This window comes from Comamonas sp. wu1-DMT (assembly GCF_040187805.1).
GTDB lineage: Bacteria > Pseudomonadota > Gammaproteobacteria > Burkholderiales > Burkholderiaceae_C > Comamonas > Comamonas thiooxydans.
In genome coordinates, this window is the sequence record NZ_JBANEM010000004.1 from 14,809 (window position 1) to 41,200 (window position 26,392).

25 protein-coding genes and 1 pseudogene are annotated in these 26,392 nt (G+C 62.7%); 12 read left to right on the forward strand and 14 right to left on the reverse strand.

The window, feature by feature from the left end:
* Positions 1-85: 85 nt before the first annotated feature.
* From V8Z78_RS07810 to V8Z78_RS07825, 4 genes are all read left to right on the forward strand, one after another.
* Positions 86-574: a tripartite tricarboxylate transporter TctB family protein gene (locus V8Z78_RS07810; RefSeq protein ID WP_003066123.1), complete on the forward strand. Its 489-nt coding sequence runs from the start codon at positions 86-88 to the stop codon at positions 572-574.
* A gap of 15 nt (positions 575-589) precedes the next feature.
* Complete coding sequence (locus V8Z78_RS07815) at positions 590-2,101, forward strand: tripartite tricarboxylate transporter permease (RefSeq protein WP_003066124.1); 1,512 nt, start codon at positions 590-592, stop codon at positions 2,099-2,101.
* 127 nt (positions 2,102-2,228) lie between these two features.
* Positions 2,229-3,536, forward strand: a complete 1,308-nt coding sequence (locus tag V8Z78_RS07820; protein ID WP_034356463.1) for a DUF3422 family protein — start codon at positions 2,229-2,231, stop codon at positions 3,534-3,536.
* A 106-nt stretch (positions 3,537-3,642) separates the two neighbouring features.
* On the forward strand, positions 3,643-4,440 hold the full coding sequence (locus V8Z78_RS07825; RefSeq protein ID WP_003066126.1) for an SDR family oxidoreductase: 798 nt from the start codon (positions 3,643-3,645) through the stop codon (positions 4,438-4,440).
* A gap of 66 nt (positions 4,441-4,506) precedes the next feature.
* Here V8Z78_RS07825 and V8Z78_RS07830 read toward each other — a convergent pair whose 3' ends face one another.
* Entirely contained in the window at positions 4,507-5,406 is a 900-nt protein-coding gene (locus tag V8Z78_RS07830) for a DMT family transporter (RefSeq protein ID WP_046462573.1), read from the reverse strand.
* A gap of 149 nt (positions 5,407-5,555) precedes the next feature.
* On the opposite strand from V8Z78_RS07830, the gene V8Z78_RS07835 reads away from it, so the two are divergent.
* Positions 5,556-6,371 (forward strand): NUDIX hydrolase, encoded by an 816-nt coding sequence (locus V8Z78_RS07835; RefSeq protein WP_003066129.1) that lies wholly within the window; start codon positions 5,556-5,558, stop codon positions 6,369-6,371.
* A 13-nt stretch (positions 6,372-6,384) separates the two neighbouring features.
* On the opposite strand, the gene V8Z78_RS07840 is transcribed toward V8Z78_RS07835, so the two are convergent.
* A complete protein-coding gene (locus V8Z78_RS07840) occupies positions 6,385-8,049 on the reverse strand; it encodes a Na/Pi cotransporter family protein (RefSeq protein ID WP_034362175.1) in 1,665 nt (554 codons plus the stop codon).
* A 414-nt stretch (positions 8,050-8,463) separates the two neighbouring features.
* Between V8Z78_RS07840 and V8Z78_RS07845 the strand changes: the two genes are divergently transcribed.
* Positions 8,464-8,625 (forward strand): hypothetical protein, encoded by a 162-nt coding sequence (locus V8Z78_RS07845; protein WP_349731204.1) that lies wholly within the window; start codon positions 8,464-8,466, stop codon positions 8,623-8,625.
* A 59-nt stretch (positions 8,626-8,684) separates the two neighbouring features.
* On the opposite strand, the gene lspA is transcribed toward V8Z78_RS07845, so the two are convergent.
* The 3 genes from lspA to V8Z78_RS07860 all read right to left on the reverse strand — a co-directional run bounded on the left by lspA (position 8,685) and on the right by V8Z78_RS07860 (position 13,340).
* A complete protein-coding gene (lspA, locus tag V8Z78_RS07850; RefSeq protein ID WP_012837177.1) occupies positions 8,685-9,200 on the reverse strand; it encodes a signal peptidase II in 516 nt (171 codons plus the stop codon).
* 117 nt (positions 9,201-9,317) lie between these two features.
* Positions 9,318-12,173 carry an isoleucine--tRNA ligase gene (gene ileS / locus V8Z78_RS07855; RefSeq protein WP_349731205.1) on the reverse strand — a complete coding sequence of 952 codons (2,856 nt, stop codon included), beginning with the start codon at positions 12,171-12,173 and terminating at the stop codon, positions 9,318-9,320.
* A 105-nt stretch (positions 12,174-12,278) separates the two neighbouring features.
* A complete protein-coding gene (locus V8Z78_RS07860; RefSeq protein ID WP_349731206.1) occupies positions 12,279-13,340 on the reverse strand; it encodes a bifunctional riboflavin kinase/FAD synthetase in 1,062 nt (353 codons plus the stop codon).
* A 182-nt stretch (positions 13,341-13,522) separates the two neighbouring features.
* Between V8Z78_RS07860 and V8Z78_RS07865 the strand changes: the two genes are divergently transcribed.
* Positions 13,523-14,080: an HNH endonuclease gene (locus V8Z78_RS07865; protein WP_003066139.1), complete on the forward strand. Its 558-nt coding sequence runs from the start codon at positions 13,523-13,525 to the stop codon at positions 14,078-14,080.
* A gap of 60 nt (positions 14,081-14,140) precedes the next feature.
* On the opposite strand, the gene V8Z78_RS07870 is transcribed toward V8Z78_RS07865, so the two are convergent.
* The 4 genes and pseudogenes from V8Z78_RS07870 to V8Z78_RS07885 form a co-directional block, all read right to left on the reverse strand.
* A complete protein-coding gene (locus tag V8Z78_RS07870; RefSeq protein ID WP_012837180.1) occupies positions 14,141-14,629 on the reverse strand; it encodes a nucleoside deaminase in 489 nt (162 codons plus the stop codon).
* A gap of 24 nt (positions 14,630-14,653) precedes the next feature.
* On the reverse strand, positions 14,654-14,989 hold the full coding sequence (gene uraH, locus V8Z78_RS07875; protein WP_003066142.1) for a hydroxyisourate hydrolase: 336 nt from the start codon (positions 14,987-14,989) through the stop codon (positions 14,654-14,656).
* A 43-nt stretch (positions 14,990-15,032) separates the two neighbouring features.
* Positions 15,033-15,549 (reverse strand): annotated as a pseudogene (locus V8Z78_RS07880) (hydroxyisourate hydrolase).
* Positions 15,550-15,563: 14 nt separating this feature from the next.
* Positions 15,564-16,901, reverse strand: coding sequence for an MFS transporter (locus V8Z78_RS07885; protein WP_046462578.1), 1,338 nt, complete (start codon positions 16,899-16,901; stop codon positions 15,564-15,566).
* 130 nt (positions 16,902-17,031) lie between these two features.
* Here V8Z78_RS07885 and V8Z78_RS07890 point away from each other — a divergent pair, with 130 nt between their 5' ends.
* The 3 genes from V8Z78_RS07890 to V8Z78_RS07900 all read left to right on the forward strand — a co-directional run bounded on the left by V8Z78_RS07890 (position 17,032) and on the right by V8Z78_RS07900 (position 19,754).
* Positions 17,032-17,964 carry a LysR family transcriptional regulator gene (locus tag V8Z78_RS07890; protein ID WP_349731207.1) on the forward strand — a complete coding sequence of 311 codons (933 nt, stop codon included), beginning with the start codon at positions 17,032-17,034 and terminating at the stop codon, positions 17,962-17,964.
* 68 nt (positions 17,965-18,032) lie between these two features.
* Positions 18,033-18,584: a 2-oxo-4-hydroxy-4-carboxy-5-ureidoimidazoline decarboxylase gene (gene uraD / locus V8Z78_RS07895; protein WP_349731208.1), complete on the forward strand. Its 552-nt coding sequence runs from the start codon at positions 18,033-18,035 to the stop codon at positions 18,582-18,584.
* Positions 18,585-18,806: 222 nt separating this feature from the next.
* On the forward strand, positions 18,807-19,754 hold the full coding sequence (locus V8Z78_RS07900) for a bestrophin family protein (protein ID WP_046462580.1): 948 nt from the start codon (positions 18,807-18,809) through the stop codon (positions 19,752-19,754).
* A 75-nt stretch (positions 19,755-19,829) separates the two neighbouring features.
* On the opposite strand, the gene V8Z78_RS07905 is transcribed toward V8Z78_RS07900, so the two are convergent.
* The 4 genes from V8Z78_RS07905 to V8Z78_RS07920 form a co-directional block, all read right to left on the reverse strand.
* Positions 19,830-20,324 (reverse strand): nucleoside deaminase, encoded by a 495-nt coding sequence (locus V8Z78_RS07905; RefSeq protein WP_046462581.1) that lies wholly within the window; start codon positions 20,322-20,324, stop codon positions 19,830-19,832.
* Positions 20,325-20,487: 163 nt separating this feature from the next.
* Positions 20,488-21,603 carry an acyl-CoA dehydrogenase family protein gene (locus V8Z78_RS07910; protein WP_349731209.1) on the reverse strand — a complete coding sequence of 372 codons (1,116 nt, stop codon included), beginning with the start codon at positions 21,601-21,603 and terminating at the stop codon, positions 20,488-20,490.
* A gap of 131 nt (positions 21,604-21,734) precedes the next feature.
* Complete coding sequence (locus V8Z78_RS07915) at positions 21,735-22,916, reverse strand: acyl-CoA dehydrogenase family protein (protein ID WP_012837189.1); 1,182 nt, start codon at positions 22,914-22,916, stop codon at positions 21,735-21,737.
* Positions 22,917-23,147: 231 nt separating this feature from the next.
* Positions 23,148-23,837, reverse strand: coding sequence for a YceH family protein (locus V8Z78_RS07920; protein WP_003067883.1), 690 nt, complete (start codon positions 23,835-23,837; stop codon positions 23,148-23,150).
* An 86-nt stretch (positions 23,838-23,923) separates the two neighbouring features.
* Between V8Z78_RS07920 and purN the strand changes: the two genes are divergently transcribed.
* The gene (gene purN, locus V8Z78_RS07925) at positions 23,924-24,502 is read left to right on the forward strand and encodes a phosphoribosylglycinamide formyltransferase (RefSeq protein ID WP_034362742.1); all 579 of its coding nucleotides are present in this window, start codon (positions 23,924-23,926) and stop codon (positions 24,500-24,502) included.
* Between the two features lie 50 nt (positions 24,503-24,552).
* On the opposite strand, the gene V8Z78_RS07930 is transcribed toward purN, so the two are convergent.
* Positions 24,553-24,810 (reverse strand): DUF1653 domain-containing protein, encoded by a 258-nt coding sequence (locus V8Z78_RS07930; RefSeq protein WP_280030975.1) that lies wholly within the window; start codon positions 24,808-24,810, stop codon positions 24,553-24,555.
* Positions 24,811-24,950: 140 nt separating this feature from the next.
* Between V8Z78_RS07930 and V8Z78_RS07935 the strand changes: the two genes are divergently transcribed.
* The gene (locus tag V8Z78_RS07935) at positions 24,951-26,282 is read left to right on the forward strand and encodes an RsmB/NOP family class I SAM-dependent RNA methyltransferase (protein ID WP_349731210.1); all 1,332 of its coding nucleotides are present in this window, start codon (positions 24,951-24,953) and stop codon (positions 26,280-26,282) included.
* Positions 26,283-26,392 lie beyond the last annotated feature (110 nt).

The window sequence follows — 26,392 nt, forward strand, 5'->3', positions numbered from 1 at the left end:
GCCCTCTGTAGGTGGAATCCACATCAATTTGGCATTTCTATGAAACGAGAATCGCCAAGTCGTGATTTCCGTAAGGAGACGTTTTGTGAAAATCAAGAGCCAAAAAGACTTTTTCTCCGGTCTGATGTTCTTGGCCGTCGGTCTCGCATTTGCGATCGGCGCTTCCAACTACACCATTGGCACCGGCGCCCGTATGGGTCCAGGTTACTTCCCTCTGATCCTGGGTGTGCTCATGGCCATCCTGGGTGCAGCCATCTGCGTCGGCGGCCTGACCAAGGGCCCCGAAGGTGGTGACAAGATCGGTAAGTGGGCCTGGAGGCAGGTGTTCTTCATCCTGGCAGCCAACTTTGCCTTCGGCATCTTGTTGGTGGGCGTGCCTGCTGTGGGTATCCCTCAGTTCGGTCTGATCATCGCTATCTATGCGCTGGTCTTCATCGCCAGCCTGGGCGGTCATAGTTTCAACTTCAAGGAAACAGCAATCCTGGCCACCGTGCTGGCAGTGGGTAGCTATTTCGCTTTCGTGTGGGCGCTGAATCTGCAGTTCCCAGTGTGGCCTAGCTTCATTGCAGGCTAATCAGGAGCATCGTCCATGGATCTGATTCAGAACTTGTCGACGGGTTTTGGCGTGGCTTTCACGTTCCAGAACCTGATCTACTGCTTTGTGGGCTGTTTGCTCGGTACGCTGATCGGCGTGCTGCCCGGCATTGGCCCCGTGGCGACCATCGCCATGCTGCTGCCCGCCACTTACGCTCTGCCCCCCGTGGCGGCGCTGATCATGCTGGCCGGTATCTACTACGGCGCCCAGTACGGTGGCTCCACCACTGCCATTTTGGTGAACCTGCCAGGTGAATCCTCGTCGGTGGTGACCGTGATCGACGGCTACCAGATGGCGCGAAAAGGTCGAGCAGGCCCTGCGCTAGCAGCGGCTGGTATCGGCTCCTTCTTCGCCGGCTGCGTGGGCACCGTCATCCTGGCTGCCTTCGCTCCACCCCTGACCGAAGTGGCTTTCAAGTTCGGCCCCGCTGAATACTTCTCGCTGATGACCCTGGGTCTGATCGGTGCCGTGGTGCTGGCTTCCGGTTCGCTGCTCAAGGCGATCGCCATGATCGTGCTGGGTCTGCTGCTGGGCATGGTCGGAACCGACGTGAACTCCGGTGTGGCTCGTTACAGCTTCGACATTCCTGAACTGACCGACGGCATCGACTTCGTCGTGATCGCCATGGGTGTGTTCGGCTACGGCGAAATCATTGCCAACCTGTCCAAGCCCGACGACGAGCGCGAAGTGTTCGCTGCCAAGGTGACGGGTCTGCTGCCCACAAGCGAAGACTTCAAGCGCATGCTGCCAGCCATGCTGCGCGGTACGGCTCTGGGTTCGGCCCTGGGTATCTTGCCCGGTGGCGGTGCCATGCTGTCGGCCTTCGCTGCCTACACCATCGAAAAGAAGACCAAGCTGAAGCCCGGCGAAGTTCCTTTCGGTCAAGGCAATATCCGTGGTGTGTGCGCTCCTGAATCCGCCAACAACGCCGGCTCTCAGACATCGTTCATTCCTCTGCTGACCCTGGGTATTCCTCCCAACGCCGTGATGGCGCTGATGGTGGGTGCCATGACTATCCACAACATCCAGCCCGGTCCTCAGGTGATGACCAGCAACCCCGAACTGTTCTGGGGTCTGATCGCCTCCATGTGGATTGGCAACCTGATGCTGATCATCTTGAACCTGCCGCTGATCGGCGTCTGGATCAAGCTGCTGACCGTGCCTTATCGCTGGCTGTTCCCGTCCATCGTGCTGTTCTGCGCGATCGGCGTGTACGGTACCAACAACAACGTCTGGGACGTGTGGATGGTCGGTATCTTCGGCTTCATCGGCTATGTGTTCCACAAGCTGGGTACCGAACCTGCTCCTCTGCTGCTGGGCTTCATCCTGGGCCCGATGATGGAAGAAAACCTGCGCCGTGCCCTGCTGCTGTCGCGTGGTGACTGGTCCGTGTTCGTGACCCGCCCCATCTCCGCCTGCCTGCTGGCTGCTGCCGTGGTGCTGCTGGTGATCGTGCTGATGCCCGCAGTGAAGAACAAGCGTGAAGAAGCTTTCGTGGAAGACTGATCGTCAACCTGATCGCTGATCATCGTTAAAGCGGCCCTTCCGGGGCCGCTTTTTTTTATATGAGGACCTTTGTTTCTGGGACTATGGATTAGGGCGGCAAAATAGCTGCAGTTATTCGAAAGATTGCATGGCCTTGTCTTTATTGCCCGCGCAGCACCCTCAGCGGGTCTTGCTGCACAACGAAATTCATGCCCGTCCTGCGGAAATCATGCAGGCCCCTCTGGCCATCACGCATATCGTGATGCTCACCGATGCGGCACAGCGTGAAGCCAGCCGCGAGCATGTGGCGGCCCTGCTGCGCAACCACCATCGCCCTCTGCCCGATGCGGCAACCACCCATGTGCTGATCGACCTGGGTGCGTTTCGCCTGCGTTGGGAGCAGCACACCGAGTTCGTGGCCTGGACCTTCACGACGCCCATGGCCCAAGCCGGCGTGGCCGATGTGCGCGAGCCCGAGACAGCCATTGACGCCGTTCCGCGCGACTGGCTGGCAACCCTGCCAGGGCAGTGCCTGAGCAGTCTGCATCTGTGGGCGCTGAACGAGCAGGATGTGGACCCGCAATATCTGATGCGTCATATGTTGCAGGCCGATACCCTGGTCGGCTCGCGCGTCTCCGGCGGTGCGGGGGCCATCTTTACCGACTTTGCGATTCACCCTGACGGCTTCTCGCGCATGCTGCTGCTCGCCGGTGCCGATCTGTCCCCGCGCCGCCTGGGCCGTCTGGTGCAGCGCGTGCTGGAGATCGAGACCTATCGCATGGCGGCGCTGCTGGGCCTGCCCGCCGCACGCAAGGCTGCAGCCGTGCTGGCCACGGCCGAGCGTGAACTGGCCGAACTGGCCAATGCCATCCGCGCTGCCGACCGCGACACCGAACCGGCGCTGCTGGACCGCCTGACGCGGCTGGCGGGCCAGGTGGAGAGCGAATATGCGGCCACGCATTCGCGCTTCTCGGCCAGTTCCGCCTATTTCGAGCTGGTAGACAGGCGTATTCAGGAAATTCAGGAGACGCGGGTGGATGGCATCCAGACCATCCGTGAATTCATGGACCGGCGACTTACACCTGCGCGCGCCACCTGCGAATGGGCGACACGCCGTCAGAATGCGCTGTCCGAGCGAGTCTCCCGTGTCAGCAGTCTGTTGCGCACGCGCGTCGAGATCGAGCAGCAGCAAAGCAGCCAGCAGCTGCTGGGCACGATGAACGACCGCCAGGGCACCCAGCTCAAGCTGCAGTCCACGGTGGAAGGCCTGTCGGTCGCGGCCATCACCTACTACATCACCGGCCTGATCAGCTATCTGGCCAAGGGCGGGCAGAAGCTGGGCTGGCCCTGGTCGCCCGAGTCGACGGCGGCCGTGGCCATTCCGGTTGTGGCACTGGGCGTCTGGTGGTCGCTGCGCAGGCTGCACCACAAGCTGTTTCATGGTCGCAGTCATTGAGCATGAAATTGGATGCCAGCGCTTTCTGATAAAGCTCTAGCGGTTATTGATTTTGATAGCGTCGGGCAGTTTGTCCGGCTTGGAAACTGTGTGAAAGGACACTGACATGGACTTTGGTATCGCCGGGCGCTGGGCTCTGGTCTGCGGCGCCAGCAAGGGTTTGGGTTTTGGCTGTGCCAAGGCTCTGGCCGAAGAGGGAGTGAATCTGGTCATCAACGCCAGAAACGACCAGGCATTGCAGCTGGCCGTGCAGAAGCTGCAAGCCATTGCTCCTCAGATCAAGGTCATCGGTGTCGCCGCAGACATCACCACGCCAGAAGGCCGCACCGCAGTGTTCGAAGCCGCCGGCGGCCCGGGCAAGGACTACGACATCGTCGTGACCAACGCCGGTGGCCCGCCTCCTGGCGACTTCCGCACCTGGGATCGTGAGGCCTGGATCAAGGCGGTGGACGCCAATATGCTGACCCCCATCGAGCTGATCAAGGCTACGGTGGATGGCATGGCTGCGCGTGGCTTCGGTCGCATCGTCAACATCACCTCGAGCGCGGTCAAGGCGCCCATCGACATCCTGGGCCTGTCCAACGGTGCACGCAGCGGTCTGACGGGCTTTGTGGCCGGCCTGGCGCGTTCGGGCATCGCCGCCAAGGGCGTGACCATCAACAGCATACTGCCCGGCAAGTTCGACACCGACCGTCTGGTGGCAACCCATCAGGCTGCGGCCAACAAGAGCGGCCAGGACCTGGATGCCGTGCGCCAGGCCCAGGCTGCCCAGATCCCTGCCAAGCGCTTTGGCACGGCCGAAGAGTTCGGCGCCATCTGTGCCTTCCTGTGCAGCCGCCAGGCCGGCTATATGACGGGCCAGAACATCCTGCCCGACGGCGGTCTGTATCCCGGCACTTACTGATCCGTGATCGAGTGCTGAAACGACAAAGCCCCGCAATGCGGGGCTTTTGTCTGGGTGGGAAGCCGCTTATTTGCGGGATGACACGACGATGCCGGTCACGATCAGCGCAAACGCAAGCGCGTGGTAGAGGTGCGGGGTTTCGCCGAGCACGGGAATCGACAGCAGGGCCGTGAACAGCGGAATCAGATTTCCGAAGAAGCCCGCAATGGCGGGCGTGGAGCGCTGCACGCCCATGCCCCAGAAGCGGTAGGCCAGGATGGCCGGGCCCACGGCGATGAACAGCAGGCTGCCCAGCAGCGGCCAGCCCGGCACCAGGCGGAACTCGCCCAGCAAGGCTTCGCCGCCCGTGAAAAGGCCGGACCAGAGCAGGCCGAAAACGATCTGTGCGAGCAGAAAGCTGGCCCAGTGCGATTTCACTTCCTGGGGGCCGGTGCTGCGCGACAGCAGCCAGGTGTAGAAAGCCCAGGCAATCGTCGCCAGCACCATGAACAGGTCGCCGGGCACAAAGCGCAGAGCAAGCAGCGTCTGCCAGTCGCCGCGCGACATCACCACCGCCACGCCCAGCACTGACAGCAAAGCCCCGCCCATCTGCCGGCGGCTGATGCGAATGCCCCAGCACAGCCGGCCTATGGCCAGCATCCAGACCGGCATGCTCGAGCTCACCAGCGTCACGTTCAGCGGAGTCGAGGTCTTGAGCGCCAAGTACAGCAAGGCGTTGTAGCAGCCTATGCCCAGCAGTCCCAGCAGCATGTACTGCCGCCACAGTGGCCAGATCGGACTGTCCTTGCGCAGCACCCGCCATGCCAGCGGCAACAGCAGCACAAAGGCGATGCACCAGCGTAGGAAGTTGAGTGCAAAGGGCGAGATCAGGTCGTGAGCAAGTCGGCCCACGATGGCATTGCCGGCCCACAGTGCCGGAGCCAGGCTGAGCATGGCGACCGTGGCGGGTTTCAGGGGGGAATTCATGGGTTGCCACTGTAACGTGCGACCGTTGGTCTTTGGGCCTGTCACACCGTGTGGCGGCGGCAGTTGGCGGCAAACCGGTAGCCCTCAATAGTGATGCAAGCCTTCCCGTTTTGCGAAGCTGAGCACAATGCAGGCTTGGGAGATTTTTCATGAAGCAGCAAACCACGTCGCTCCAGCAGCAATGGCTGCAGGCACAGCAGGCCATGGCCAGCAGGCAGCCTCTGCGCCCGCGCCAGCCGCTGTGCATTGATGATCAGCAGATCGGCAGTATCGAGGAAGACTTTGCGCGCAAGCTGGGGTCTGATCTGCTGGTGGCCCACGGAATAGCGCTGAGGCTGCTGGCCGGGCAATGGCGGCTGGAAGGCCAGGGCGGGGCGACGGACAATCTGAACCGGCTGGCACAGGCCATGCGCAGCGCCGGTCTTGCCGGTGCCTGGCGCAACGAACAACTGGCGGTCTGCAATGCCGAGGGCCGGCAACTGGCCACCGTCGAGCGTGGTGCCGTGCGGCCGCTGGGCATTGCCACCAGAGCCGTGCATCTGGTGGGCGTTTGCGCGGATGGCTTGATCTGGGTGCAGCAGCGCTCGGAGGACAAGGCCAACAACCCCGGCATGTGGGATACCTTGATGGGCGGCATGGTCTCGGCGACAGATGGTCTGGTCGAGGCACTGGCGCGTGAAACCTGGGAGGAGGCCGGTCTGCATGTGGCAGAACTCGGCGAGCTTCGGCACGGCGGAAATGTGATGTTCGCAAGACCCAGCGACGAAGCAGAGGGACAGGGCTATATGGTCGAGCGCATAGACTGGTTCTCGGCCCTGGTGCCCGATGCGCTGCAGCCTGTGAATCAGGATGGCGAGGTACAGCGTTTCGAGCGGCTGGAGCTGACCGAGGTCCAGGGCTGGATGCTGCAGGGGCGTTTCACCCCCGAGGCCTCCCTGGTGCTTGCCGCCTACATGGGATGGTAGGGCGGCAGAGCAGCTAGCGCTGGTTCTCCAGTGCGGTGGACTTGAGCCGGCTGGGCGCCAGGGCTCCGGCCTGCTCGAGAATCGGGTAGGCCACCGAGCACAGCAGCGAGTTGATGCGCTTGAGGTCGCTGATCATGTCGATATGCAGGGAGCTGGTCTCTATGCTCGAAACCGTGTGCTGCGACAGGCGCTCCAGATGGGTGGCCGAGTAGGCCAGTTCCAGATCGCGAAAGCGCGCTTTTTCCTCGAGCAGCTTTTGCGCCTCGCGCACATTGCCGTTGAGGAAGACGCTCATGGCCAGGCGCAGATTGTCCAGCAGATGCTGGGTCAGCTCGTGAATTTCCTGTTTTCCGGCGGCCGAGAACTGGCGGCCCTTCTTGATCTTCTTGTCTTCCAGATCCAGCAGCACGCGCTCGATGATGTCGCCGATCTGCTCCATATTGATGGTGAAGCTGATGATTTCCGTCCAGCGCTGACCTTCGCGCTCGTCGAGTTCGGCGCGCGAGATCTTGGTCATGTAGTACTTGATGGCCGAGTACAGATCGTCCACCGTGCCTTCCAGGTGGCGCACTTCCTCGGAGAGCTTGGCATCGTCGGTTTCAGCCACTTTTTGCAGGCCGATCAGCATGGACTCCACCACGTCGGCCTGATGCAGTGACTCGCGCACGGCACAGGTGATGGCCAGCGAAGGGGTGGACAGGGCCGAGGGGTCCAGGTGGCGTGGGCGCAGCAGCTTGGCCGCACTTTCTTCCTCGGGCTTGGGCAGCATGGCAGTCACCCAGCGGGCCACGAGCTGGGTCAGGCCGATGAAGCACAGGCTGTTGAAGATATTGAACGCCAGATGGAACATCACCACGTTCTGGCCGGCGTTGGCCAGATAGGGCTGGGCGTACTGCGACCACAGCCCGATAAAGGGCGCGACGATGGCCACGCCCATGATCTTGAACAGCAGATTGCCTATGGTGACCTGGCGCTCCTCCACCGCCGATTTGGCGGTGGTGAGCGCCGCGACCAGGCCGCTGCCCAGATTGGCGCCCAGGGTCAGGCCCAGAGCCACATCCAGCGGAATGGCGCCGGAGCTGGCCATGGCCGCAATCAGCAGCACCACGGCCAGGCTGGAGTAGGCCAGCACGGCCAGTACCGCACCAAGCAGCAATTCCATGAACAGATCGCTGCTGACCGAGGCCAGCAGGGTGCGCACGGCAGGGGCCTGCAGCAGGGGCTCGGTGGCTTCCACCACCAGGCGCAGGGCCAGCAGCATCAGGCCCAGGCCGATGAGCACGCGGCCGATACGACCGGGCTTGGAGTCCTTGCGCGAGATATAGAGCACCACGCCGACAAAGATGAACAGCGGCGACAGCCAAGAAAGATCGGTGGAGAACAGCACGGCCATCAGAGCCGTGCCGACATCGGCACCGCGCATCACGGCCAGGGCCGAGGGCAGGGTGATCAGACCCTGGCCTACAAAGGACGAGGTCATCAGCGAGGTGGCCGTACTTGATTGCACCAGGGCCGTGACGCCCATGCCAGATAGTGCTGCCGAGAAACGGTTGCTCATGCTGCGGGCGAGAATGTTGCGCAGGTTTGCGCCGAAGACCTGCAGAACGCCGGTGCGAACCATCTGAGAGCCCCAGATCAACAGGGCAATGGCTGCTAAAAGATTCAATAAATGCTTCATGTTCTGCCCGCGAAGGAGCGACCTAATATACCCCTGAGTGAGGCCGGTCTGCCCCGATGGCTCACTCTTCACGCACAAATAAGTGCGGAATAAGGAACACAATAGAACAAAAACGAATTATTCGAAACATCGTTTCTACGGATGAGATTTCAGAGGCGACCGAGTTTTCCGTATATCGGTATTGCGTTCGATGCTATTAAAAAGGCGGGTTCATGATTCCTGCCATGCCCGGTGCTGCTGCGGTGAGCTTTCTTTTGATGTTGCTGGCAGCCATGGCAGCTATGGCATTTGCGGCGCGGCAAGCCCAGGCGGCCGCTGCGCATCTAGCAATGGGTGGTGGCGGTATTGCTGTCCATCTCCACGCTGCTCGGGCCGGCGCAGATTGCATGGATCAATCAGCGGCAGGTATAGCAGATGGCCGAGCAAGAACAGCTGACGCACATCACGCTGGTTCAGTCCGCGGTCCGGGGCGGCATCATCTTGTCTGCGGGCAGCCATATTCGGCGCGATATGCCTGAAGGTGCTGCCGAGCCCATCTACGAGTCGGCCGAATCCTGCCGGAGCGGGGCGGAATAAGCAAGGCCCGCTGTCTGCTGGAGAGGCAGCGGGCCTTGCCTATGGAAAGCGACTGGCGCTTACACGCTCTGGTTCTTGGCGCGTTTTGCGCGCAAAACCTCATCCAGGATCAGCAGTATGGCGCCCAGCGTGATGCCCATGTCGGCCACGTTGAAGGCCGGAAAGTGGCTGCTGCCCCAGTAGAAGTCCAGGAAGTCCACCACATAGCCGTGCTGCAGGCGGTCCACCACATTGCCGATGGCCCCGCCTAGAATGCTGGACAGCGACAGGCAGAACATCTTCTCGCCAGGGTGCTTGCGCAGCTGCCAGACGATGAGCACGGTGGCAATCACGCCTATGGCCACGAACAGCCAGCGCTGCCAGCCGCTGCCGCCCGCAAGGAAGGAGAAGGCGGCGCCCGTGTTGTGCGCGCGCACGATGTTGAAGAAGCTGGTGATGGGAGTCCAGTCCCCATACTGGTAGTGGCTCAGAATCATCTGCTTGGTGACCTGATCCACGCCGATGATGACAAGCGCCCACAGCAGCCAGGGCCAGATACGGCCAAGGCCTGCGGAGGAGGTCTGGGTGTTGCTCATGGCAGCTCTTTGCTAAGGTTTTTTGATAGCGGTTAGCGCTTGACTCAAAAGGATTTCAGCAAGAATAAATGCTGAAAATGGCTGCCAGCATACGTTGGCAGCTCACTTTTTGAAGACTCAAGCCTTGGTGCGGACTTCGCCCGTGCCGTGCAGATTGCTGTCGCAGCGGCCGCAGATCGAGGGGTGCTCGGGGTTCACGCCCACGTCTTCGCGGTAGTGCCAGCAGCGCTCGCACTTGGCATGCTCGCTGGCCTTCACGGTAGTGGTCAGCGCATCACCGGCCACGGCAGTCGCTGCCGAGGTGATGAAGACGAACTTCAGATCGTCCTTGAGGCTTTGCAGCAGGGCCAGGTCTTCGGGCTCGGCCGTGAGCGTGACTTCGGCCTGCAGGGAGGAGCCCACGGCGCCGGTGGTGCGCACCACTTCGATGTCCTTGTTGACCTGGTTGCGGATCTCGCACAGGCGCGTCCACTTGGCCAGCAGGCCTTCATCGCCGGCGGGCAGCTCGGTGAACTTCTCCAGGAAGATGGATTCGCTGTGGCCCACGATCTTCCAGGCTTCCTCGGCCGTGAAGGACAGGAAGGGCGACATCCAGCGCAGCAGCGCCTGGGTGATCTGGTAGAGCGCGGTCTGGGCCGAGCGGCGTGCCAGGCTCTTGGGGGCACTGGTGTAGAGGCGATCCTTGAGCACGTCCAGGTAGAAGCCGCCCAGGTCTTCGGAGCAGAACAGCTGGATCTTGGCGACCACGGGGTGGAACTCGTAGACCTTGTAGTGGGCCAGGATTTCCTGCTGCAGCTGGGCCGAGCGGGCCAGCGCGAACTGGTCGATCTCCAGCATCTCGCCGTAGGCCACGGCGTCCTTGCTCGCATCGAAGTCGCTGGTGTTGGCCAGCAGGAAGCGCAGCGTGTTGCGGATGCGGCGATAGGCGTCCACCACGCGGGCCAGGATCTTGTCGTCGATGCCCAGGTCGCCCGAGTAGTCGGTCGAGGCCACCCACAGACGGATGATTTCCGCGCCCATCTTGCTGGACACGTCCTGCGGGGCCACGGTGTTGCCCAGCGACTTGGACATCTTCTTGCCCTGGCCGTCCACGGTGAAGCCGTGGGTCAGCAGGCCGCGATAGGGCGCGCGGCCGAAGATGGCCGAAGCCAGCAGCAGCGAGCTGTGGAACCAGCCGCGGTGCTGGTCGTGGCCTTCCAGGTACAGGTCGGCCTCGGGGCCGTGGTCGTGGTGGTGCTCGGGATGGGTGCCGCGCAGCACATGCCAGAAGGTGGAGCCCGAGTCGAACCACACCTCCAGAATATCGGTGCTCTTGGTATAGCTCTTGGCCTCTTCGGCGCCCAGGATATCTTCGGTGCTGACGCGGCTCCAGGCCTCGATGCCGCCTTGCTCGATCATGGCGGCCGCCTGGTCGATGATCTCCATGGTGCGAGGGTGCAGAGCGCCCGTGTCCACATGCAGGAAGAAGGGGATGGGCACGCCCCAGCTGCGCTGACGCGAGATGCACCAGTCGGGACGGCCGGCGATCATGGCGCGCAGGCGATCCTGGCCGTTTTGTGGGTAGAAGTTGGTTTGCTCGATGGCGTCCAGCGCGATCTGGCGCAGGGTCTTCTCGGGCTTTTGCGCGGGATCGGTGAACACGCCTTCGCCTTCGTCCATGCGGATGAACCACTGGGCGGCAGCGCGGTAGATGACGGGCGTCTTGTGGCGCCAGCAGTGCGGATAGCTGTGGCTGATGGTGGTGGTGTCCATCAGGCGGCCCGCGACCTTCAGGGCGTCGAGGATGACGGGCACGGCCTTCCAGATATGCTGGCCGCCGAACATGGGCAGGTCGGCCGCGTACACGCCGTTGCCCTGCACGGGGTTCAGGATCTGCTTGTAGTCCATGCCGTTGGACATGCAGCTGTTGAAGTCGTCTACGCCATAGGCCGGGGCCGAATGCACGATACCGGTACCGTCGTCGGCGGTGGCGTATTCGGCCAGGTACACGGGCGAGATGCGGTCAAAGCCCTTGTCCACATGGGCCAGAGGGTGCTTGAAGGGCATGTGGTCGAGCTTCTCGCCCTTGGCGGTGGCGAGCACGCGGCCCTCCAGCTTCCAGCGGGCCAGGCATTTCTCGACCAGGGCGGAGGCCACGATCAGCAGACCGCGCTCGGTGTCCACCAGGCTGTATTCCAGATCGGGGTTGACGTTCAGTGCCTGGTTGGCGGGGATGGTCCAGGCCGTCGTCGTCCAGATGACGATGAAGGCTTCCTTGTCGAGCTTGTCCAGGCCGAATGCTGCGGCCAGTTTGGCTGGCTCGGCAGCGGGGAACATCACGTCCAGGGTCTGGCTTTGCTTGTCGGCGTATTCGATCTCGAACTCGGCCAGCGAGGAGGCGCAGTCAAAGCACCAGTACACGGGCTTGAGGCCGCGGTAGACAAAACCACGCTCCATCACCTTCTTCAAGGCACGCAGCTCGGCGGCCTCGTTGGCGTAGTTCATGGTCTTGTAGGGATGATCCCAGTCGCCGAGCACGCCCAGGCGCTTGAAGTCCACCATCTGCTGCTCGATCTGTTCGGCGGCAAAGGCGCGGCTCTTGGCCTGCATCTCGTCGCGTGGCAGGTTGCGGCCATGCAGTTTCTCGATGGCGTTCTCGATGGGCAGGCCGTGGCAGTCCCAGCCCGGTGCGTAGAGCGCGTCGAAGCCTTCGAGCTGGCGGCTCTTGACGATCATGTCCTTGAGGATCTTGTTCACCGCATGGCCAATGTGCAGCTTGCCGTTGGCGTATGGAGGGCCGTCGTGCAGGATGAACTTGGGCGCGCCGCTGCGGGCGTCACGCAGCTTCTTGTAGATGCCTTGGTCATCCCATTCCTTGGCCCAGGCGGGTTCGCGCTTGGGCAGGTCGCCGCGCATGGGGAAAGGGGTGTCGGGCATGTTCAGCGTGGCGCGGTAAGCGGACGCTTCGGGCTTGTTGGACTTCGAATCAGACATGGGAAACCTTGAAAGCAATGCGGTGCCCGGGCAGTTCTGCCTGGGCGTGAATGGTGAGGTGAGCGCCAGTGCGCTGCTGCGCCTGGGACGTGCGAGCAGCGAGCTTCAAATTCGGTCGCGCGTGGTCTGGCGACGGGTCTCTGTGTGCGACGAGGTGTGAGACGGTATGTGGGCCGAGGCGAAAAACGCGCGCGCGTCATCGCAGTCCTTGGCGATGCCGACCGTCAGGGCATCGAGACTGTCATACTTCAGCTCGTCGTGCAGTTTGTGCAGAAGTTCCACGCGGATGATTTTACCGTAGGCACCTTCTCCACCCAGTTGGGCGGGCCAATCGAAACAGTGGGTCTCCAGCAGCACCCGGCCGCCGTTGATGTCGTTGGGGTCCAGCGAAGGGCGCACGCCCAGGTTGGCCACGCCCTGCAGCGGCTTGTCCGTCAGACCATGCACCAGCACGGCAAAAATGCCGCTGGCGGCAGGTTTCCAGTGGTCGAAACGCAGATTCAGCGTGCGAAAGCCGTCCTCGGCTCCGCTCATTGATTCGGCCAGTTTGCGGCCCAGCTTGCGGCCATGCACCACATGGCCCGAGATGCGGTAGGGGTGGCCCAGCAGCTTGGCGGCCTGGTGCATGTCGCCGGCGGCCAGGGCCTCGCGCACGGCCGTGCTGGAGACGCGCAGCCCATGGACTTCATAGCTGTTCATGCGGGCCACATCAAAGCCCAGGGCCTGGCCGGCGTTGTCCAGCATGGCGTAATCGCCGGCGCGCTTGGAGCCAAAGCGGAAGTCGTCGCCCACCAGCACGTACTTGGCGCCCAGGCCCGAGATCAGCACGTCTTGAATGAAGTCCTCGGGACTCTGGCCGGCCAGGGCCTGGTTGAAGGGCAGGATCACGACCTGATCGACGCCGCAGACCTCGAGCTGGCTGAGCTTGTCGCGCAGCGTGCCCACGCGGGCCGGGGCCATCTCGGGCTTGCCCAGCTTCTTGGCAAAGTAGTCGCGCGGGTGCGGCTCGAAGGTCATGGCGCAGCTGGGGATGCCGCGCTGGGCGGCCTCGGCCTTGAGCAGGCCGAGCATGGCTTGATGTCCCCGGTGTACACCATCAAAATTGCCAATGGTCACAGCGCAGGCCGGGGCTAGGCCGGGATGATTGATGCCGCGGAAAATCTTCATGGACTGCTTTGTTATTTATAGCAACTGGCGCCGATGCATGCGACACAAGCCGTCAATTTGACATAGTTTCAGAGTATATTGCTTCAAATCAGGCAGCTGTGGAGGCTGCACGATTGTGCTCAAAAGCGCCAAGACGCTTGTCTGTTTTCCGTGGTCCAAGTTTGACTGTATGGAGGCTGGTTGTGAAAGTCTTGAAGCTGACAGCCCAGGGGCTGCCGCAGTCCTGGGTAACGCTGGAGCAGGCGGCGCTGCATTACGCAGCAGAAGATGTGCGCTGGGAAGCCGGTGTCGAAATCGCCTGCTTTCGCGGTGGCCACAATGCGGTGACCGGCAAGCAGTCAGTCATTCACATCAACTCCATCATCGGCACCAAGGGCATGCCGAACATCAACCCGCATGAGCTGCTGCCGGGTCTGACCAATGGCAAGCTCTTTGCTCGTGACCGCTGCGTCTGCGCCTATTGCGGGCGGCGCTTCCATGAGAGCGATCTCACGCGCGAGCACATTGTCCCCGTGAGCACCGGCGGGCAGCACAGCTGGATGAATCTGGTCACGGCCTGCCGCGCCTGCAACCACCGCAAGGGGGCCAGAACGCCGGAGCAGGCCCGCATGCCCTTGCTCTACACCCCCTACACGCCCACGCTGTGGGAGGACTTCATCCTGAGAAACCGCCGCATTCTGGCCGACCAGATGGAGTTTCTCGTGGCCCATGTGCCGCGTGGATCACGCTGGCGCAGCTAGGGCGTAAAAAAAAGCCCCGGGCTGGCGCCGCGGGGCAGGAGCAAGAGGACAGAAACGCGTTCAGACTGTGGTGGAGACGGCTTTTTGCCAGGCTTCGTAGAGGTCTTCGCCCTCGTCGCGCACGCGCTGGCCGATCAGGGCCATCTCGCGCTGCTCCTCGGGCTTGGCCAGTTCCACATAGCCGCGCGCGGCCGACAGATCGTAGGGCTCGCCGTCTTCGTTGGAGTAGGCGAAATACACCTGCTTCACGCCGGCCAGCAACATGGCCGTGTAGCACATGGAGCAAGGGTAGCCGCTGGCATACATGACGGCCCCCGACAGATCGGTGCTGCCCTGGGCCTTGGCTCCTATGCGCAGGGCCTGCATCTCGGCGTGGGCCGAGGGGTCGCAGAGCTCATCGACCTGGTTGACGGCGCGGGCCAGCACCTGACCGTTCCTGACCAGCACGGCGCCGAAGGGCCAGGTGGGCTGCTGGCGGCCTTTGACATTGCCCATGGCCAGGCGTATGGATTCAAGCAGGTATTTGCCGCTGTCGTTTTCGTTGTTCATCGAGTCGTTCTCCTTGGTAAAAAATCAGCTGCCGCGGTAGGTGTTGAAGAACCACGGCGAGCACAGCATGGGCACGTGGTAGTGCTGGGCCGCGTCGAAGATGGAAAAGCGCACCAACACTTCTTCCGACAGCGCCGTGGGCTCCTTGAAATGCTCGCCTGTGTAAAAGCGCAGCTCGAAGTCCCCGGTGCGGGCCGCGGCGGCGGGCAGCATGGGGGCGTCGGTGCGACCGTCGGCATTGGTACGGGTGCTGTTCAGGCGCTGCGCCGGGGTCTGCGCCACGTCGTAGAGTTCCACCCGCATGCCGTCTATGGGGCGACCGGTGGTGAGGTTGAGTACATGGGTGCTGATGCCTGCCATAGTGGTCTTTCGATGGGTTGCGATAGAGCGCGGATATGCCGGCTCAGCTGCCGCGCGAATAGGTATAGCTCCAAGGGCCGAACTGGATGGGCAGATGGATGCGCTCTGCCGTGTTCACGATCTGGAAGCGCACCGGCACCTTGGACAGAAAGGCCGGGCGCGGCAGCTTGGCGCCCTTGGCAGCAAAGTACTCGTCCACGTGCAGCAGCATTTCGTAGCGGCCGCTGCGGTAGCTGTCGTCGATCAGCAGCGGTTCGTCGGCCCGGCCGTTGGCGTTCACGACAAAGCTGCGTATCGGCACATAGGTTTCGCCGTCGAAGCGCGAAAAGTCGATGCGCAAGCCCGTGGCTGCAGAGCCATGGAAGGTGTCCACGGCATGCATGGTCAGGCGCGGGCTGACACCATGCAGCACGATGGGGCCGGTGGCCTGGGCCGGCACTGCCGGGGGGGGTGTCGGCGGCCAGCGCGCCGTGTGTGCCTGTCAGGGCCGAGGCGCCGAGCACGAGGCCCGAGAGTGCGAACCGTCGGCGCGACGGGGTCGGTGTGGGTGTGGGATGCATGCGGGATGACTCCTTCAGACGTTCTTGCGGCGCTGGACGCGGGCGACGAAGGCGATGGCGAGAACGGCTGCCAGCGCTTCCACGATGGCCACCAGGTACAGGCCCGGAGCGACCTTGCCGGTGGAGGCCTTGATCACGCCCATCAGATAAGGGGCACCGAAGCCGGCCAGATTGGCCACCGAGTTGATCAGCGCCACGCCCACTGCAGCAGCGCCGCCGCTGAGCAGCATATTGGGCATCTGCCAGAAGACGGGGATCGCGCTCATGGTGCCCACCAGTGCCAGGACCATGGCCGTCAGCGCCACGATCACGGGGATGCTGTCCATGCCCATGGTGAAGGCCAGGGCCAGCATGCCCACGGCGCCCAGCAGGGCCGAGCCCGCGAAGTGCCAGCGTACCTCGCCACGGTGGTCGGAATGGCGACCGTTGATGATCATGCCGGCCGCGCCGAGCAGATAGGCGGCACCGGCGATCCAGCCCACCTGCATGGGCGAGGTGAAGCCCGCTTCGCGAATCACGGTGGGAATCCAGAAGGTCAGCGTGGAGTTGGCGCAGAGCAGGCAGAAGAACACGGCGATCAGCAGCCACACCATGGGGTTGCCGAACAGGGTGCGCCAGTCGCTGTGGCGCTCGCCCTGGGCCTTCTGGTCGATTTCGAGTTGCTGGCGCACGACGGCGCGGTCCGTGTCGGTGAGCCATTTGGCTTCCTCGGGGCGGTCGGTCATGTAGAAGTAGGCAAAGATGCCGGCCAGCACCGAGGGGATGCCTTCGATGATGAACAGCCACTGCCAGCCGTGCATGCCGTGCGCGCCTGCAGCCCAGGTCATGATGCCGCCAGCCAGCGGGCCGCCGATGACGCCGGCGATGGCCGAGGCCGACATGAAGGTGCCGAAGGCCTTGGCGCGGCGCTTGGACGGATACCAGTAGGTCAGGTAGAGGATGATGCCGGGGTAGAAGCCGGCCTCGAACACGCCCATCAGAAAGCGCAGGATGTAGAACTGGGTCGGTGTTGTCACCCAGGCCTGCAAGATGCAGATCAGGCCCCAGCCTATGGTGATGCGCATCACCGTCTTCTTGGCGCCTATCTTCTGCAGCAACATGTTGGACGGCACTTCGAACAGGAAGTAACCGATGAAGAAGATGCCGGCACCCAGGCCGTAGACGGCTTCGCTGAACTTCAGGTCGTCGAGCATCTGCAGCTTGGCGAAGCCGATGTTGACGCGGTCCAGCCAGGCCAGCACCCACAGCACGCCCAGAAAGGGCAGCAGGCGCCAGGAAATCTTGGAATAGGTGGCGTCGACCTGATCGACGGAAGCAGCGGTGCCGCTGATCGGCACATGATGAGCACTCATGGCAAGTCCTTGTCTCGGAAATTTGTTGTTGGGTTTGCGGACACTTGCATGGTCGCGACTTGTGGCGATATGCGAAACTAAGCGCCTGCTATGAGCCGCATAGCAAAATGCATATCTCTAGGGAAAACACGTGTCTCGCAGCGAAGAACCGTTCGATACCTATTTGCTGCGCGTGCTGTGCACCCTGATCAGCGAAAAAAGCGTGTCGCGCGCGGCAATACGCCTCAATCAGTCACAACCGGCCATCAGCGCGGCGCTGCGGCGATTGCGGGCCATCTTCAACGACCCTTTGCTGGTGCGGGACAAGAACCGCATGGTGCCGACGGCGCGCGCGCTTCAGGCCGTGGAGCAGGCGCGTGCGGCGCTGGGCCTGATCGACGGGCTGCTGAGCGTCGGCAAGGAATTTGTGGCCGAGACCACGCAACTGCGCTTCACCATCGCCATGCCCGACTATCTGGCACCGCCCTTCATGGCGCGCGTGGTCCAGCTCATGCGAGTGCAGGCACCGGGCGCGAGGCTGGTCCTGCTGCCGCTGGGCCAGAACTTCGACTACGAGCAGGCCCTGCAAAGCGGCGAGGTGGATATCGTCATCGGCAACTGGCCGAGCCCGCCCGAGCATTTGCACATGTCCACGCTGCTCGAGGACGAGGTGGTCTGCCTGCTCGATGAAACGCATCCTCTGGCCGGGCCGGGCCGGCTCACGGCCGAGCACTATCTGCAGGCCGCGCATGTGGTGTTTACGCCTTATTCGCCCGATCAGCGCGGCGTGGTGGAGAGCAGTCTGGGCACCATGCGCGTGAGCCGTGACGGCCGCGTGCAATGCTCGCATTTCTCGATGGCGCCGGATCTGCTGGTGGGCACCGACCTGCTGCTGACCACCAGCCGTCATTTCGCGGCCTATCACGCCAAACGGTTGCCGCTGGCCATGGTGCCTCTGCCCATGGGCAACCGCGTCATGCGCTTCTACCAGCTCTGGCATTCGTCCCGGCACCGGGATGCCTCCCATATCTGGCTGCGCGCTCTGCTCAATCAGGCCTCGCAGGTGCTGACGGCATCGACGTAGCCGGCTGCTATACGGGCTATAACAAGCCAGCACTGTGAGGCGGGAAACGCGCTTCCTACACTGGCCTCATGACTAGCACCACTACCTCCTCCATCCCCACGCTCGACGAGCTCAACGTCATGACGCACGCAGACTTTGCTGCCGCGCTCGGCGAGGTTTTTGAATACGCCCCCTGGGTGGCCGAGGCTGCAGCGCAGCAGCGCCCCTTTGCCAGCCTGGACGCACTGCACCAGGCCATGCTGGCCGCCGTGCATGGCAGCCCGCGTGAGCAGACCCTGCGCTTTCTCTGTGGCCACCCCGAGCTGTCGGCCAGCGCCGTGCGCTCCGGCACGCTGACCGTTGACTCCCAGCAGGAGCAGCAAAGCGCGGGGCTGGGAGATTTGGCGCAGGAGCAGGGCGAGCGCCTGGCCGAGCTGAACCAGGCCTATCGCACGCGCCATGGCTTTCCCTTCATCGCCTGCGTGCGCCACTACACGCGCGCCGGCCTGTTTGCCGAGCTGGCCTCGCGTACCGAGCGCGGCACCGAGCAGGAGTTTGCCGAAGCCCTGCGCCAGATCGGCTTCATCAGTCGCCTGCGCCTGGCGCAGCGCGTGAGCGCCGCCAGCCTGCAAGCAGCCTGAGCCCTCCAGCGCGGTCCAAGCCTTGCAATGCGGGGCTTTTCTTATGCTGGCTGGCCGTCTGGCACCGTCTTTCGGGGTTCGCTGCCCATGTGCAGCAGATGCCGCATGTGCCGTGCTGGCGCGGCACGGGCTGCCTACTGCCGCAGTGGGAGTTCTCGGCGCCGGCTGAAATCCCCGCATGCTTGTGATTGAATTCGGGTTTAGACCTTATTTCTCGTTTTCATGATCGTCAGAGATCGCCCGTCGGGCTTCAAGCTGCTGTGGATTGTCCGGGGCTCGGTGCTGCAACGCATCAAAGGTGTGCTTGCCGTCAATATCGTGCTGGCCATCATCGTCACCGTGGCGCATGGCACGCTGTTCCACACCAAGATCCCCATCACGCCGATTCCGTTCACCCTGATCGGCCTGCCGCTGGCGATTTTTCTGGGCTTTCGCAACAACACCGCATATGCGCGCTACTGGGAGGGACGCAAGCTCTGGGGCGAGATCGTGATCTATGCACGCACGCTGGCGCGCCAGTGCCTGAGCCTGATCGAGCTCGATCACCCCGTAGACCCGCGCCAGCGGGCCAACGATGTGCGGGTGCGCATGGTGCATCGGGCCGTGGCTTTTTCTCATGTGCTGCGGGCCCAGCTGCGCGGCCTCAAGGACGATGTGGCGGCCCAGCAATGGCTGACCCATGCCGAGTGGCAGCGCCTGCAGCTGCTGCCGCTGAATCAGCGCACCGATGCGCTGATGCTGGCCATGGGCAAGGATCTGGGCCAGTGCGTGCGCGAGCAGCGCATAGACCCCTGCCTGGCCGTGGAGCTGGACCGCACCCTCAACGGCTTCACGACGGCTGCAGCCTCCTGCGAGCGCATCCGCAATACGCCGATTCCGTTTTCCTACACCTTGCTGCTGCACCGCACGGCCCATCTGTACTGCTTTTTGCTGCCTTTCGGTCTGGTGGACATCACGGGCTTCATGACGCCGTTTGTCGTAGCCATCGTGGCCTATACCTTCTACGGTCTCGATGTGCTGGGTGACGAGCTGGAAGAGCCATTCGGCATGGAAAGCAACGACCTGGCACTGGACAGCATCTGTCGCAGCATTGAGATCAGCCTCAGCCAGTCGCTGGGTGACCCCCAGGTTCCGGCGCCGCTCAAACCGGTGGACTATCTGCTGACCTGAGGTTCTCCAGAATGCAAAAGCCCTGAACTCGTCATTCAGGGCTTTGTTCTTGATAGCGGCTGGAGCCAGTGTTGGCTAGACCGTGGCGCGATCTTCGTCCACGGCCTTTTGCCAGGCCTGGTACAGGTCCTCGCCGGCATCGCGCACTCGGTGGCTGATGACGGGCAGTTCGCGCCGGCCTTCGGGGCGAGCCAGTTCCTCATAGCCGCGCGCAGCCGACAGATCGTAGGGCTCGCCGTCTTCGTTGGAGTAGGCGAAGTACACCTGCTTCACGCCGGCCAGCAGCATGGCGGTGTGGCACATGGAGCAGGGATAGCCGCTGGCATACATGACCGAGCCGGACAGATCCGTGCTGCCCAGGGCCTTGGCGGCAATGCGCAGCGCCTGCATCTCGGCGTGGGCCGTGGGGTCGCAGAGCTCATCGACCTGGTTGACGGCGCGCGCCAGGACCTTGCCGTCACGCACCAGCACGGCACCGAAAGGCCAGGTCGCGGATTCGCGGCCCTTGACATTGCCCATGGCCAGGCGGATGGACTCCAGCAGATACTTTTCGCTGTCTTGCTTGCTCATGCATGTCTCCTTTGATTCTTGTGAATGGCGCAAGAATCATAGGAAGAGCGATAGGGCCCATAGTGCATGCAGGAAGCAAAACAGCACGCCGAAGCGTGCTGTTGACTTTTAGTTTTGGGTTGAATGCAGTTGCCGTGATTTTGATGAATATTGATGCAGGCTTTCAGGCAAAGACGCCGGCGCTGTCCTGCATATGGGCCGATACCGTGCCCAGGTGGTGCAAGGTGTCGCCGCCCGTCATCTCCATCTGGGTCAGGCGCTTGAAATAGTGGCTGCCCACATATTCGTCCGTCACGCCGATGCCGCCATGCAATTGCACGGCCTGCTGGCCCACATAACGCATGGACTGGCCCAGTTGCACCTTGGCGCGGGCGATGGCGACATGGCGCTCCTCGGCAGGCGCGACCAGCTTGAGCGTGCCGTAGTAGCTCATGGAGCGAGCCAGCTCCAGCTGCATCTTCATATCGGCCACGCGGTGGCGCAGGGCCTGGAAGCTGGAGATCACCACGCCGAACTGCTTGCGCTGGTTCATGTACTCGGTGGTGAGCTTGAGCGTCTGCTCCATCACGCCGACGCCTTCGGCGCAAAGAGCGGCATTGGCCACATCCTGTGCCAGGGTGAGGGCAGCCACGCCATTGGTGGTGATCAGGGTGGCCGCTGCTGACCGGCAGACCAGATCGGCCGCGCGACCCTCATCCTGCGTGGCATAGGGCTTGGTGGCGACGCCTTCGCTGCCGTTCTCGACGAGGAAGAGCGCGATCTTGCCGTCGAGCTGTGCCGGCACGATGAAGGCGTCGGCCTGGTCGCCTGCAGGAACAATGTTTTTCGTAGCATCTACCGTATAGCCATCGCCGGATTTAGAGGCTTTTGCGGCGCAAAAATCAATCTGGTAGCGCGCCTTGCGCTCCTGCGATGCGAGCACAACCAGCTTTTCACCGCTGGCGATACGGGGCAGCCAGGCTTGCTTGACGGCTTCGTCGCCGAACTGACCGAGCAAGGCGGAGGCCACGAAAGCCTGGGTCAGAGGCTCCATCACCAGACCGCGGCCCAGTTCCTCCATGACCACCATCACATCGACCGCGCCCTGGCCCAGGCCGCCATATTGCTCGGGCACGGTGAGGGCCGTCAGGCCCAGCTCGGCCAGCTCGTTCCAGACCTCGCGCGAGAAGCCGCCTTGTTTGGCAATGCTCTGGCGGCGCTCGAAGGTATAGCCCTTGTCCACCCAGCGGGCCACGGCATCGCGCAGTTGTTGCTGATCGTCGGAAAAATCGAAATCCATATTTGTCTCCTGCCACCAGGCCGCAATTGGCGCGAAGTGCCAAGCCAGCCCAGCGAAGCTCAATCTAGAACCCCCTCCCGGAGGGGGCACGGGGGAGTAGTCCTGTTTCGCAAAGCGAAGACGGTTCTTGGCTAGCCAAGAACCGTCTGAGCCACGATGTTTCGCTGCACCTCGTTGGAGCCGCCATAGATGGTGGTCTTGCGCATATTGAAGTAGGTCGCGGCCAGCGGCGCATTGCCCAGCACGTTGCCGGGAAAGTCGCCCTGGTAGCCGGCTTCCATGGCTTCCTGGATATAGGGCAGGGAGTAGGGGCCTGCGGCCAGCATCATCAGCTCGGAGTAGCGCTGCTGAATCTCGCTGCCCTTGATCTTGAGCAGGCCGGCAATGTCCAGCGGGTTCTTGCCCGACTTCATGGCCGAGAGCACGCGCAGCACCAGCATTTCCAGCGCGATCACATCGATCTCCAGCAGGGCGATCTGATCACGGAAGCGCTGGTCTTCCCAGACGCCTTCGGTCTTGGCGATGCGCTTGAGGCGCTCCAGCTCGCGCTTGGCACGGTTCACATCGGCGATATTCGTGCGCTCGTGGCTGAGCAGGTGCTTGGCATAGGTCCAGCCCTTGTTTTCCTCGCCGATCAGTTGGTCGGCAGGCACTTGCACATTGTCGAAAAAGACCTCGTTGACTTCGTGAGAGCCGTCCAGCAGCTTGATGGGGCGCACGGTCACGCCCGGCGACTTCATGTCGACCAGCAGGAAGCTGATGCCGGTCTGGGGCTTGCCCTCGTTGCTGGTGCGCACCAGGCAGAAGATCCACTCGCCGTATTGGCCCAGCGTGGTCCAGGTCTTCTGGCCGTTGACGATGTATTTGTCGCCCACGCGTTCGGCGCGGGTCTTGACGCTGGCCAGGTCCGAGCCCGAACCCGGTTCGGAATAGCCCTGGCTCCACCAGACTTCGCCGCTGGCGATGCCGGGCAGAAAGCGCCGATGCTGCTCCGGTGTGCCATAGGCCATGATGACCGGCGCCACCATCACGGGGCCGAAGGGCACGATGCGCGGCGTGCCGGCGAGTGCGCATTCTTCCTCGAACAAATGCTTTTGTACGGCGCTCCAGCCGGGGCCGCCGAATTCCTTGGGCCAGCCGTAGCCGAGCCAGCCTTTTTTGCCCAGAATCTTGGCCCAGCGCTGCATGTCCTCGCGCGTCAGGTGCAGATCGTTGCGCACCTTGTGCGCAATATCCTCGGGCAGATTTGCCCGCACCCAGCTGCGGATCTCTTCGCGAAAAGCCTGTTCTTCAGGGGTGAATGCCAAGTCCATGCGTTGTCTCCTGCAAATGCTGGAGATTTGTAGCACGCACGTTCTTTTTCTGGCTGTCCGGGTTGCGACAAATGGCGGGAAACCCCAGGGATGAGCATCCCTCTGAGCGGCTGCGCCTGCCTGTCTTTGCGTGGCGTGAGCCAGTTCTTAGCGCCGGCCTGTCGTTTGTAATGAAACATGCTGCCAGCGCTTACTGGATAAAGGCCGGCAGCTATCAGTTTCTGTCTGGATTTATTCAGCCGAGGCAGCAGGCGGTTCCACGCCCAGCGATTCGCACAGCATCTGCACGGTGGCGCGCAGTTGGGCGACTTCGGTTTCGAGCGCATCCACACGCTGCTGCAGGGCCGATGCATTGCCGCCTGTGCTGGCGCTGCCGGTACTTGCAGCCAGGGCGTTGACATCCACCGGGCCGCAAAGCAGGTGGGCCCAGCGCTGTTCGCGGGCGCCAGGGGCGCGCGGCAACTGCACGACCAGCGGGCCGCCTTTTTCCTCGCTGCGTTCGCGCAGTTCGTCGAGAAAGGCTTCGACCGAGGAGATATCGGCAAAGCGGTGCCAGCGCTCGGAGTTGATGCGCAGCTCGCCAGCGGTCTGAGGGCCGCGCAGCATCAGCAGGGCCAGCAGCACGGCCGACTGGTCGGGCACGCCAATGCCGCGCGGGAAGTTGTGCTCCCAGCGTGTGGAGCGCACGCTGCTGATCTGGACCGACAGGGTCTTGAGGCGCAGGCTGTCCAGTGCCTCCTGGGCTTCGCCCTCGCTGACCTCCATCACCGGATCTCGGCTGGACTTCTGGTTGCAGCCCGTGACCAGGCTGTTGAGCGTGAGCGGATAGCTGTCGGGCACGGTGCGGGCCTTTTCCATCAGCGTGGCCAGAACGCGGGCTTCGATGGCGCTCAAAGGGGTGTTGCGTGGGTCAAACGGCATGGGATCTCCTCGAAAGTCTTAGGGCTGCGCACAGGAACTGGTGCAAACCCGATAGGGTTTGTCCGTCAATGCGACAATTGCCGCCCATGAAAAACATCGTGATCCTCATCTCGGGCGGCGGCTCGAACATGGCTGCCATTGTGCGTGCATCCCAGCAGCAGAACTGGGCAAAGCAGTACAACGCCCGCGTGAGCGCCGTGGTGAGCAACAAGGCCGAGGCCAAGGGCCTGGTGTTCGCGCGGGACAACGGCATCGCCACCGAGGTTCTGGATCACAAACAGTTCGACAGCCGCGAGGCCTTTGATGCCGAGCTGACGCAGGTCATCGATCGCCATGCGCCCGATCTGGTGGTGCTGGCCGGTTTCATGCGCATTCTCACGCCAGGCTTTGTTGCGCACTATGAGGGCCGGCTGATCAACATCCATCCCTCGCTGTTGCCGGCCTTCACCGGTCTGCACACCCATCAGCGAGCGATCGATGCGGGCTGCAAGTTTGCGGGCTGCACCGTGCACCGCGTGACGGCCGAGCTCGACGTGGGCCCCATCCTGGAACAGGCCGTGGTGCCCGTGCTGGAGGGTGACACGGCCGAGCTGCTGGCTGCACGCGTGCTGGTGCAGGAGCACATCATCTATCCGCAAGCCGTGCTCAATCTGATCAAGGCTTGATCAGATTTGATAGCTTCTATCTCTTTATAGGTAAGCGATAGAGCCTATCTTTATGCTGATTTCTGCTCCTTTGCGGGCAGGCGGCGAAAGCGTGGCCGTTCCACGCCGTCGATTACCACCGTCTCGTTGAACATGGCAGCCGGGCGCACCCACAGGCCATGCTCGCCATAGAGCGCGCGGTAAAGCGTCATGGGTTCCAGGGTTTCGCTGTGGCGCACCGTGCCTATGACTTCATAGCGCATGCCTTTGTAGTGTTCGTAGAGACCGGGCTCGGTGGTGATGAGTGCAGGCAGATCGTGGTCGGACATGATGCTTTAAAAAGATGAGCTGTCAACGCTTGAAGGAAAAGGGCTGAAGCCTGTTTTTACTACGAATCGTTTGGAGCAGGCCGGCGTCATAGATTTCTGGTGCCAGCCAGGGCCAGGGCGAGAGTGGGACAATTGCGCCCATGCATCCCAAAGCCCTTCTCGACGCTTGCTCTGAACTCGTCAAGCGCGCCCTGACATTTGAACACCCGGCCGATGCCGTGGTGTCCCGCTTTTTCCGCGAAAACCGCTATCTGGGCCCGCGCGAGCGCGCCACCCTGGCCGAAACCGTCTACACCGTGCTGCGCAAGAAGCTGCTGTTCGAAGCGCTGGCGCATTCGGGCAGCGGCGCACGCGAGCGCCGGCTGACCATCCTGGGCTTTGCCGCCGTGCTGCGCGAGCAGGCCAAGAAGGAAGGCAAGGTCAAGAACAAGGACGGCCAGGATAGCGAGACCTTTATCAAGGCCGCGCTGACGCCCCAGGAACTCAAGTGGCTGGCTGCCTGCGACGGCGTCAAGCCCGAAGAGCTGATGGAGGCGCACCGCCACAATCTGCCCGAATGGCTGGTCGAGCCGCTCAAGGCCCAGCTGGGCGATGGATTCTGGGCACTGGCCGCCAGCATGGAGCAGGCCGCTCCGCTGGATCTGCGTGTCAACACGCTCAACGACAAGCGCTCCGATCTGCGCAAGGAACTGGAAAAAGCCGGCATCAAGGCCGAGCCCACACCATTTTCGCCCATCGGTCTGCGTGTGGACGGCAAACCCGCGCTGGCCAAGGTCGATGCCTTCAACCGCGGCGCCATCGAAGTGCAGGACGAAGGCTCGCAGCTGCTGGCACTGATGCTGGATGCCAAGCGTGGCGAAATGGTGGTGGACTTTTGCGCTGGCGCCGGCGGCAAGACCCTGGCCATTGGCGCGGCCATGCGCAACACCGGCCGCCTGTATGCCTTCGACGTCTCGGGTCATCGCCTCGATGCGCTCAAGCCTCGTCTGGCGCGTTCGGGTCTTTCCAATGTCCACCCTGCCGCAATTGCCCACGAGCGCGACGAGCGCGTCAAGCGCCTGGCCGGCAAGATCGACCGCGTGCTGGTCGATGCTCCCTGCTCGGGCCTGGGTACGCTGCGCCGCAATCCCGACCTCAAGTGGCGCCAGAGCGTCAAGGCCGTGCAGGAGCTGACGCAGAAACAGGCTGCCATCCTGGAAAGCAGCGCGCGCCTGGTCAAGGCCGGTGGCCGTCTGATCTATGCCACCTGCTCCATCCTGCCAGAGGAAAACGAGGCCATCGCCGAAGCCTTCAGCGTCGCTCACCCCGAGTTCGTTCCGCTGGACGCGGGCGAGGTGCTCGAGCAGCTCAAGATTGCCGACGGCGACAAGCTTTGCAGCGGCGGTGACGAGGGTCGACGTTATTTGCGTCTGTGGCCGCATCAGCACGAGACAGACGGGTTTTTCGCCGCTGTTTGGGTGAAAAAGGCGTAACTTCGGTGCAAATCTGGTATCTGCTGTCGGGGAATCGGCAGCAGTCCGGTCGGCGGCTCACCTAAAATGGCACGACCGTGCTTATCGGGTGAGCGCGGTTTTTTGCCAAA